The 9,245-nt window shown below is 65.9% G+C and carries 10 protein-coding genes; 2 read left to right on the top strand and 8 right to left on the bottom strand.

Annotated features, from left to right (window positions below; all coding sequences use genetic code 11):
• Positions 1 to 780: ABC transporter permease (locus P3W85_RS37790; RefSeq protein ID WP_276268555.1), on the top strand; the 780-nt coding region annotated here is incomplete at its 5' end.
• Positions 781 to 807: 27 nt separating this feature from the next.
• On the opposite strand, the gene sugE is transcribed toward P3W85_RS37790, so the two are convergent.
• Positions 808 to 1,128 (bottom strand): quaternary ammonium compound efflux SMR transporter SugE, encoded by a 321-nt coding sequence (sugE, locus tag P3W85_RS37795; protein ID WP_017228659.1) that lies wholly within the window; start codon positions 1,126 to 1,128, stop codon positions 808 to 810.
• Between the two features lie 44 nt (positions 1,129 to 1,172).
• Between sugE and P3W85_RS37800 the strand changes: the two genes are divergently transcribed.
• The gene (locus tag P3W85_RS37800; protein ID WP_276268556.1) at positions 1,173 to 1,436 is read left to right on the top strand and encodes a hypothetical protein; all 264 of its coding nucleotides are present in this window, start codon (positions 1,173 to 1,175) and stop codon (positions 1,434 to 1,436) included.
• 41 nt (positions 1,437 to 1,477) lie between these two features.
• Here P3W85_RS37800 and P3W85_RS37805 read toward each other — a convergent pair whose 3' ends face one another.
• The 7 genes from P3W85_RS37805 to trpA form a co-directional block, all read right to left on the bottom strand.
• The gene (locus P3W85_RS37805) at positions 1,478 to 2,683 is read right to left on the bottom strand and encodes an O-succinylhomoserine sulfhydrylase (RefSeq protein ID WP_017228657.1); all 1,206 of its coding nucleotides are present in this window, start codon (positions 2,681 to 2,683) and stop codon (positions 1,478 to 1,480) included.
• A 400-nt stretch (positions 2,684 to 3,083) separates the two neighbouring features.
• Positions 3,084 to 4,619 (bottom strand): amidophosphoribosyltransferase, encoded by a 1,536-nt coding sequence (purF, locus tag P3W85_RS37810; protein ID WP_017228656.1) that lies wholly within the window; start codon positions 4,617 to 4,619, stop codon positions 3,084 to 3,086.
• 97 nt (positions 4,620 to 4,716) lie between these two features.
• A complete protein-coding gene (locus P3W85_RS37815; protein ID WP_276268557.1) occupies positions 4,717 to 5,214 on the bottom strand; it encodes a CvpA family protein in 498 nt (165 codons plus the stop codon).
• Between the two features lie 56 nt (positions 5,215 to 5,270).
• Entirely contained in the window at positions 5,271 to 5,999 is a 729-nt protein-coding gene (locus P3W85_RS37820) for an SPOR domain-containing protein (protein WP_017228654.1), read from the bottom strand.
• A gap of 122 nt (positions 6,000 to 6,121) precedes the next feature.
• Positions 6,122 to 7,432, bottom strand: a complete 1,311-nt coding sequence (gene folC, locus P3W85_RS37825; protein ID WP_276268558.1) for a bifunctional tetrahydrofolate synthase/dihydrofolate synthase — start codon at positions 7,430 to 7,432, stop codon at positions 6,122 to 6,124.
• A 242-nt stretch (positions 7,433 to 7,674) separates the two neighbouring features.
• Complete coding sequence (gene accD, locus P3W85_RS37830; protein ID WP_017228652.1) at positions 7,675 to 8,547, bottom strand: acetyl-CoA carboxylase, carboxyltransferase subunit beta; 873 nt, start codon at positions 8,545 to 8,547, stop codon at positions 7,675 to 7,677.
• 180 nt (positions 8,548 to 8,727) lie between these two features.
• Positions 8,728 to 9,245 (bottom strand): tryptophan synthase subunit alpha (gene trpA, locus P3W85_RS37835; RefSeq protein ID WP_276268560.1); only part of this gene is annotated, 518 nt, incomplete at its 5' end.

Below are 9,245 nucleotides of genomic sequence, written 5' to 3' on the forward strand. Positions count from 1 at the left end.
TACCCGCAGCCGCTGCTGCCGATGAATATGCGCAACTGGACCATGGTCTGGTACCGCAACTACATGGTGTGGAAGAAACTGGCGATTCCCTCCATGATCGGCAACCTGGCCGATCCCATGATCTATCTGTTCGGGCTCGGCCTGGGCCTTGGCCTGCTGGTGGGACAGGTCAACGGCGTGTCCTACATCGCCTTCCTCGCGGCCGGCACCACGGCCTCGAGCGTAATGATGTCTGCCAGCTTCGAGTCAATGTATTCGGCCTTCTCGCGCATGCACGTGCAGCGCACCTGGGAGGCCATCATGCACGCGCCCCTGACCCTGGGCGACGTCGTGCTGGGCGAAATCATGTGGGCGGCCAGCAAGGCGGTGCTGTCGGGCCTGGCCATCATGCTGGTGGCAGGCGCGCTGGGCTATGCCCATATGCCGGGCGCGCTGCTGGCGCTGCCGGTCATCGTGCTGGCCGGCATCGCGTTCGCCAGCCTGGCCATGATCGTCACCGCGCTGGCACCCAGCTACGACTTCTTCATGTTCTACCAGACGCTGGTGATGACGCCGATGCTGCTGCTCTCCGGCGTGTTCTTCCCACTGGAGCAGTTGCCCGCGGGGGCGCAAGCGGCCACCCAGGTGCTGCCGCTGGCGCATGCGGTGGCGCTGATCCGCCCCATCATGCTGGGGCGCCCGATCGACAACCTCGCGCTGCACCTGATCGTGCTCGGCGCCTACGCGGCCGTGGCGCTGGTGGTCGCGCTGATGCTGCTGCGCCGGCGGCTGTTGCGCTGAGGACCGCCGCGAAGACCGGCGCCCGGCTCAGGCGGCGCCGGACAGCTTGAGCCCGGCGATGCCGCAGACGATCAGCGCGATACTGGCGATACGCGCGGCCGTGGCCGGCTCCTGGAAGAGTATGATGCCGAGCACGGCTGTGCCCACCGCACCGATGCCGGTCCAGACCGCGTAGCCGGTGCCGACGGGGATGTGCTTGAGGGCCAGCGCCAGCAGTATTACGCTGGCGGCCATGGCGGCCAGCGTAATCACGCTTGGCCACAGGCGCGTAAAGCCCTCGGTGTATTTCAAGCCAACCGCCCATACCACTTCAAACAGGCCCGCGAGGGCAAGCAGTGTCCATGCCATTTCGAATGTCCGTCAGCGTTGTCCCAGTGTGCAAAGATACGTCAATGTGGCGCTTCGTGCATGCCGGCCTGCGCCGCATCGTGCGCGTGGCGGCGATAGTGGCCGTATCGAGCGTGGGCGCGAGCCTGTCCGCATGCAGCGTGGTGGGCGCCACCGTGGCGGTGGGCAGTGCCGCGGTGTCCACCGTGACCACGGTGGGTTCCGCAGCGGTCAGCGTTGCCTCGACCGCGGTCGAGGCAACCTATGACGTGACCAAGGCTGGCGTGAAAGCCGTGGCTGGCAGCGACGAGGCCGCGCCGGCGCACTGAGCGCCCTGCCCGGGCGGGACAACAGGCGGCGATAGCCGGCCTCAGCCCTCGAGACCGCGCAGCAGATCCGCCTTCAGGTCGGCCACCGACTCCAGCCCCACCGCCATGCGGATCAGCCCTTCGCCAATGCCCGCGGCCGCCTTGGCTTCCGGGCTGACGCGTGCATGCGTGGTGGTATAGGGATGGGTCAGCGTGGTGCGCGTGTCGCCCAGGTTGCCGGTGATCGAGCACACCCGGGTGCTGTCGATCACGCGCCAGGCATTGGCGCGCTGCTGCTCCGGCGTATCGCCCTTGAGCTCGAACGAGACGATGGCGCCCCCGCTGCTTTGCTGGCGCATGGCCGTTTCGTGCTGCGGGTGGGACTTCAGTGCAGGATGATAGACCCGTGCCACCGCCGGATGCGACTCCAGGAATTCGGCCAGCGCCAGCGCACTCGCGCTGTGGCGCTCCATGCGGATCGCCAGCGTCTCCATGCCCTTGAGCAGCACCCAGGCATTGAAGGCCGACAGCGTCGGCCCGGCCGTGCGCACGAAGGGAAACACCTTGCCCATGATGAAATCGTGCGAGCCCAGCACCGCGCCGCCCAGCACGCGCCCCTGCCCGTCGATATGCTTGGTGGCCGAATGCACCACGATGTCGGCGCCAAACTTCATCGGCTGCTGCAGCGCCGGCGAACAGAAGCAGTTATCCACTACCAGCAGCGCGCCGGCGTTGTGGGCGATCTCTGCCACCGCGGCAATGTCGGCTACCTCGGTAAGCGGGTTGGACGGCGTCTCCAGGAAGAACAGCCTGGTGTTCGGCTTGACCGCCGCGCGCCACGCGGCCAGGTCGGTGCCGTCGACGAAGGTGGTCTCTACGCCGAACTTGGCGAAGATATTGGAGAACAGCGTCATGGTCGAGCCGAAGATGGCGCGCGAGCTGACCAGGTGGTCGCCCGCCTGCATCGACGACATCACCACCGACATGATGGCGCTCATTCCGGATGCGGTCGCCATGCAGGCTTCGGCCCCTTCCAGCGCGGCCAGGCGGCTCTGGAACATGGCCACGGTGGGATTGGTGAAACGCGAATAGGTGAAGCCCGTTTCCGAATTGGCAAAGCGCTCGGCTGCCTCGGCGGCGCTGTTGAAGCAGAAGCTGGAGGTCAGGTACATCGCCTCCGAGTGCTCCATGAACTCGCTGCGCATGGTGCCGGCACGCACGCCGAGCGTATCGATGCCGAGGGAGTCGAGAGGAAGCGGTTCGTTCATGATGGAGAGGCGGTGGTACCCGCGCGGTTATCCGTGTAGGAGGTGTAAGCCAGGCTGCCCGCTGGCGGCAGCAATAAAAAAGCCCGTGCGATCTCTGGCCGGGGGCCGAATCGACGGGCTGCTTGTGTTCTTGGGGACAGGCCCCGCGCTGCGGCGGGAATCCGGCTTGCCATTGTGCCGTTGATGCGCACAACCGGTAAGCCGGCGTTCCGCTTTAGCTGTTTCGGGCATTTCCCTGTGACGGGCAATTTCCTGTTCCGGGACCGACATGGCGTTCCGGCAGGACCCGCGTCCGCAAGCTGACAATCAAATCGACGCCCGGCAATGGTACGGCCGGGCCTCGCTTCTCGTCAACTCCGCGGTGTTGCCGCACTGGCATGCCCGGTCCTGCTCGTTACCGTTACTCGTTACCGCCCGAGCGCTGCAAGTGCAGTTGCGAGCGCTCGCCATCGCCAAGGCCACCGGTGCCATCGCGATCGGCCTGGCTGCGCGCGGTTTCCAGGCGCTCCAGGTAGGCTTCGTCGATATCGCCGGTGACATAGCGGCCGTCGAAGCACGAAGCGTCGAAGTCCTTCAGCGCCGGGTTGATGTCGCGCACCGCCTGTTTCATCGCTTCGACATCCTGGTAGACCAGCTTGTCGGCGCCGATGATCTTGGCGATCTCTTCGTGGGTGCGGCCATAGGCGACCAGCTCGCTGCGGGTCGGCATATCGATGCCGTACACATTGGGGAACTTCACCGGCGGCGCGGCCGAGGCGAAGATCACCTTGTTGGCGCCGGCGTCGCGCGCCATCTGCACGATCTCGAAGGAGGTGGTGCCGCGCACGATGGAGTCGTCCACGATCAGCACGTTCTTGCCCTTGAACTCCACGCCCATGGCGTTGAGCTTCTGGCGCACCGACTTCTTGCGCACCGCCTGGCCGGGCATGATGAAGGTGCGGCCGATGTAGCGGTTCTTGAAGAAGCCCTCGCGATAGTTCACGCCCAGCTTGTTGGCCACCTGCATGGCGGCCGGACGGCTGGAGTCGGGAATCGGCATCACCACGTCGATGTCGCCGGCGGAGACTTCGTTGCGGATCTTCTCGGCCAGATAGTCGCCCATGCGCAGGCGCGCATCGTACACCGGCACGCCGTCGATGCACGAATCCGGGCGGGCCAGATAGACGTACTCGAAAATGCACGGCGTGAGCACCGGGTTATCGGCGCACTGCTGCGTGTAGAGATTGCCGTCGAGGTCGATGAAGATGGCCTCGCCGGGCGCCACGTCGCGCTCGAGCTTGTAGCCGATGCCTTCCAGCGCCACCGATTCCGACGCCACCATCCATTCCTTGCCGGTCGGCGTTTCCACGCTGCCCAGGCACAGCGGACGGATGCCGAACGGATCGCGCACGGCAAGCATGCCGTAGCCGGCGATCTGCGCGGCGATGGCGTACGAGCCACGCACGCGGCGGTGCATGCCGGCCACGGCCTTGAAGATGGTGGCCGGATCAAGCGCGAGGCCGCTGCTGGCGCGTTGCAGCTCGTCGGCCAACACGTTCAGCAGCACTTCGGTGTCGGAGTGCGTGTTGATATGGCGGCGGTCGCGCTTGAACAGCTCCTCGTGCAACTGCTTCCAGTTGGTCAGGTTGCCGTTGTGGGCCAGGATCACGCCGTAGGGGGCGTTGACGTAGAACGGTTGGGCTTCTTCCTCGCTCGAGGCCGAACCGGCGGTGGGGTAACGCACCTGGCCGATGCCGGCGGCACCAGGCAGGCCGCGCATATTGCGCGTGCGAAACACGTCGCGCACCAGGCCGTTGGCCTTGTGCATGTGGAAGGTGCTGCCATTTGCGGTAGCGATGCCGGCTGCATCCTGTCCGCGGTGTTGCAACAGCAGCAGGCTGTCGTAAATCAATTGGTTAACGGGCGTGGAGGAAACCACACCGACGATACCGCACATGCCAAGCTCCCAGGAAAGGCGTTTGAATCAGGGGGCGGCTCCGCCCTGTAGGGCGGGGCCCGCGTACTACCGGCCGGGCGGTCTGCCCGGCCTCATGTCATGTCTTGACGTATTTGGCGACTTCGGGCGGCAGCCATGGCCGCAGCGACTCCATCGCCTGCATCACATAGGGCCGGGACAGCGCATCGCGCCAGAACGCCTCTTCAGGCAGCTTGGTGAGCCCGGCCAGGGTCACCACGAACATCACCACCAACCCACCCCGCAGCAGCCCGAACACCAGCCCGAGACCGCGGTCGGCCGGCTTGAGGCCGGTGCTTTCGAGCAACTGGCCAAGCACGGTGCCGGCCAGCCCTGCGGCGATCACCGTGCCAATGAAGAGCACGGCGAATCCCAGCGCGCTACGCGCCAGTTCCCCGCCTGGCACCGAGTCGGGGATCCAGCCCGCGGCCGTCCCCGCATAGTGGTACGCCACCCAGAACGCCACCACCCAGCCGATCAGCGATAGCACTTCCCGCACCAGTCCGCGCAGCACGCCGATCAGGCCGGAAGCGACAAGGATGAAAGCGACGCTGTAATCAAAGAAAGTCGGCTGCATGCGTAATACGATATGCCGGTGCGGCGGCTGGCGTCTGGCCCAACCGGCCCCGGTCTTTACTGTTCGACCACCTTGGCGGCCAGGCCCACGTCGCGCACCCGCTTCTCGGCGGCGTCGGCCGCGTCGCGATCCGAGAACGGACCGGCCCGCAGCAGCACACGCTCACCATCGGCCAGGACCTTTTTCTCGATATAGGCGGGCACCTTGGCTGCCTTGAGCTTGCCAAGCCACCCCTTGGCCTTCTCCTCGGAGGAAAAAGCGCCGATCAGCAGCAGGAACCTGCTGCTGCCCGGCTTGGCGTCGGCGCGGACGGCGGGCTTGTCGGCAACCTTCTCGGCAGACGGGGTAGCGGGGGTGGCGGGCTTGGCCGCGGCGGCATCGGCAACCAGTTCCTCGCCGGCATCGAGCGTCTGGCTATCCACCTTGGACTGTGGCCCCGGCGGCAGCGGATCCGCCTTGCGGGTCTCGGCCTTCGGCTTGCCGGCGGCCCCGCCCGGGCCACCATCGACCCGCACGGAGATGTTGTCGACAACCGGCCTCGGCTGGGTTTCGAAGACGATCGGCAGCACGATGACGGCAGCCGCCATCATCACCACGGCGCCGATCAGGCGCCTGCGCGCCCGCTGCTTCTGCGGGAATTCCGGATCGAGCGTGTCGTCCGCATACTCCTCGGCCAGGCGCCGCGACGATGCGATGCCTGCACCCGGATCCGAGCGCGAGCGGCGCCCGCGCTCCGGTGCCGGGGCGTTGCCCTTGCGGGAAGAAAACAGCGAAAGCAGGCCCATAGATTGGTTCGGTGCGACGGCCGCAAACCCGGCCGTTGAAATTGTCGCTCAGATTGCGCGGCGATCTGTCCCGGTGTCAGCCCCAGTGTCAGCCCGGGAAGATTGCCCGGCCGCCGCGCGACTCAATTTGCCCGGGTAGCGCGATATGCCATCACGCCTGCCACGGTGTAGAACGATCCGAAGACCAGAATTCTATCATTCTCGGTCGCCCTGCCGAGGGCATCCCGGTAAGCCGCCTCCGGACTGGGGAAACAGGCTGCAGTAGCATCCGGGCCAGCGCGGAAACCGCCCTCCTCCAGCTTCTCCAGCAGATTCCCGGCCGTGGCGGCGCGCGGGGTCGGCAGGTCGCACAGGCACCAATGATCGACCTTGTCGGACAAATGGCGCAACACGCCGGCGATATCCTTGTCCTCCATCGCGCCGAACACCGCGTAGGTGTAGCGGAAGAAGCCCATATTGTCGAGATTCTGACCGAGTGTGGCCGCGGCATGCGGGTTGTGCGCCACATCCAGGATCACCGCGGGGCGCCCCGGCATCACCTGGAACCGCCCCGGCAGTTCGACGAAAGCCAGCCCGTTGCGCACTTCCTGCGCGCTGACCGGCAGCCGCGGGCGCATTGCCTGCAGCGCGGCCAGCGCCGCCGAGGCGTTGAGCAGCTGGTTGGCGCCCCGCAATGCCGGGTAGCCCAGGCCGTTGAGCTTGCGCTCGCGGCCGCTCCAGTCCCACTGCTGGCGCTCCTGGCCCTTGGCGGCCTGGTGCTGGAAGTCCCGGCCCACCAGCCACAGATCGGCGCCAATGGCCTCGGCATGGTCGATCACCGATTTCGGCGGCATGGGATCGGCCACGATGGCCGGCACATGGGGACGGAAGATGCCGGCCTTCTCATAGCCGATCTTCTCGCGCGTGTCGCCCAGATAGTTCGTATGGTCGATGTCCACGCTGGTCACGATGGCGCAATCGGTGTCGATCACGTTGACCGCATCCAGGCGGCCGCCAAGTCCCACTTCCAGGATGATGGCATCGAGTCCCGCCGCGGCGAACGCATGAATGATCGCCAGCGTGGTGAACTCGAAATAAGTCAGGCTCACCGGATCGGCAAAGCTGGTGCGCGCCCGCTCCACCGCCTCGAAATGCGGCAGCAGTTGCGCGTCGGTGGCGAACTCGCCATTGATGCGCGCGCGTTCGTTAAACGAGATCAGGTGCGGCGAAGTATGGCAGCCCACCTTGTAGCCCGCCTCCAGCAGGATGCGCTCCAGCATCGCGCAGGTGGAACCCTTGCCGTTGGTGCCGCCGACGGTGAACACCACCGCATCGATGCGCAGCCCCAGGGCCTCCTTGACGCGGGTGATGCGCGCCAGGCCCATGTCGATGCCGACCGGGTGGGCGGATTCGAGATGGGTCAGCCATTCGGGGAGGGAGGGAAAGATGGGCATGATGGGAATACTGGCTAATTCGGGGGCTTGGCTTATTGGAGCCGATTGGAGGGCGGGAGGTTCTTGGCGCCCGGGTATTTTTGCCTGGATTCCGGCTTCAGGCTGGCATGCGGAGATATTGGGGCGTTCCGGGCGAAGTCGAAGACCTGGCTTCGATGGTCTGGCTTTCAACGCCAGAAAAGAGAAAAAGCGCGAACAACCCGTCCGCGCTTCCTCACCTTCAACTATCCGGGACCAGGCCCTTAAGCCACTGCATCCGCCGGCTGCTTCTGCAGCAAGGCCAGCAACTGCGCCAGCTCGTCCCGCAGCTTGCGGCGATCGACGATCATGTCGATCGCGCCCTTCTGCAGCAGGAACTCAGCCCGCTGGAAGCCCTCCGGCAGCTTCTCGCGCACGGTCTGCTCGATCACGCGCGGACCGGCAAAGCCGATCAGGGCCTTAGGCTCGGCGATCACGACATCGCCCAGGAACGCAAAGCTGGCCGAAACGCCACCCATGGTGGGATCGGTAAGCACGCTGATAAACGGCAGCTTGGCCGCCGACAGCTGGTTCAGCATCGATGTGGTCTTGGCCATCTGCAGCAGCGACAGCAGGCTTTCCTGCATGCGCGCGCCGCCCGTGGCGGTGATGCAGATGAACGGCACCTTCTGCTCCAGCGCCGCCTGGGCGCCGCGCACGAAGCGCTCGCCCACCACCGAGCCCATCGAGCCGCCCATGAATTCGAATTCGAAGCAGCTCACCACCACCGGAATGGTGTGGATGGCGCCGCCGATCACGACCATGGCGTCGGTTTCGCCGGTGTCGTCCATGGCGCTCTTGATGCGGTCGGGATACTTCTTGGTGTCCTTGAACTTGAGCGCGTCGACCGGCACGATTTCCTGGCCGATCTCATAGCGGCCTTCGGCGTCCAGCAGCCCGTCCAGGCGGGCGCGGGCGCGGATGCGCATATGGTGGTCGCACTTGGGGCAGACGTGGAGGTTGGCCTCGACGTCGGTACGGTACAGCACCGACTCGCACGACGGGCACTTGACCCACAGCCCTTCCGGAATGCCCTTGCGGGTGGAGGGGTCGGTCTGTTGAATCTTGGGAGGGAGGAGTTTATCCAACCAGCTCATGAAAGGCTCCTTTCGGCACATGCGCGGAACATGTCAGGCCGCGAATTTACCATGCCTGCCGTCCGCAGTCCCCGTTCCGCCGGGGCAATGCGCCTGTTGCGGCACAACTGCCGCAAAAATCCGTCTTTTTACGGGCTCACCGCCCGGGCGGGCGCCGGGGCGGTGCCGCATGAATCACCCTCAGGCGTCGAGCGCCTGACGGATTTCGGCGATAAACGCACGCAACGATTCCACCGCCTGCGCACGCGGCGCATCTTCCAGCAACTGCACCAGGCGGCTGCCGATCACCACCGCATCCGCCACGCTGCCAATGGTACGCGCGGTCTGCGCGTCGCGGATACCGAAACCCACGCCCACCGGCAGGTTGGCGTGGCGCTTGATCTGCGGAATGCGCGCAGCCACGCTGTCCAGGTCGATGGTGGCCGAGCCGGTCACCCCCTTGAGCGACACGTAGTACAGATAGCCGCTCGCCACCTTGGCGACCGCCTCGATACGGTCGTCGGTGGAGGTCGGCGCCAGCAGGAAGATCGGATCCATCTCGCTGGCGCGCATCAGCGCGGCGAAGGATTCGCACTCCTCGGGCGGATAGTCGACCACCAGCACGCCGTCGACACCGGCCGCGCACGCGGCCTTGGCGAAGACCTCCTCGCCCATGCGCTCGATCGGGTTGGCATAGCCCATCAGCACCACCGGCGTGG

Source organism: Cupriavidus basilensis (genome assembly GCF_029335485.1).
GTDB lineage: Bacteria > Pseudomonadota > Gammaproteobacteria > Burkholderiales > Burkholderiaceae > Cupriavidus > Cupriavidus basilensis_E.

Coding starts and splice junctions, on each gene's coding strand:
- P3W85_RS37820 (WP_017228654.1), bottom strand. CDS start 5,999: ATGGGCCTGCTTTCGCTGTTTTCTTCCCGCAAGGGCAACGCCCCGGCA.
- purF (WP_017228656.1), bottom strand. CDS start 4,619: ATGTGCGGTATCGTCGGTGTGGTTTCCTCCACGCCCGTTAACCAATTG.
- P3W85_RS37815 (WP_276268557.1), bottom strand. CDS start 5,214: ATGCAGCCGACTTTCTTTGATTACAGCGTCGCTTTCATCCTTGTCGCT.
- accD (WP_017228652.1), bottom strand. CDS start 8,547: ATGAGCTGGTTGGATAAACTCCTCCCTCCCAAGATTCAACAGACCGAC.
- folC (WP_276268558.1), bottom strand. CDS start 7,432: ATGCCCATCTTTCCCTCCCTCCCCGAATGGCTGACCCATCTCGAATCC.
- sugE (WP_017228659.1), bottom strand. CDS start 1,128: ATGGCATGGACACTGCTTGCCCTCGCGGGCCTGTTTGAAGTGGTATGG.
- P3W85_RS37800 (WP_276268556.1), top strand. CDS start 1,173: ATGTGGCGCTTCGTGCATGCCGGCCTGCGCCGCATCGTGCGCGTGGCG.
- P3W85_RS37805 (WP_017228657.1), bottom strand. CDS start 2,683: ATGAACGAACCGCTTCCTCTCGACTCCCTCGGCATCGATACGCTCGGC.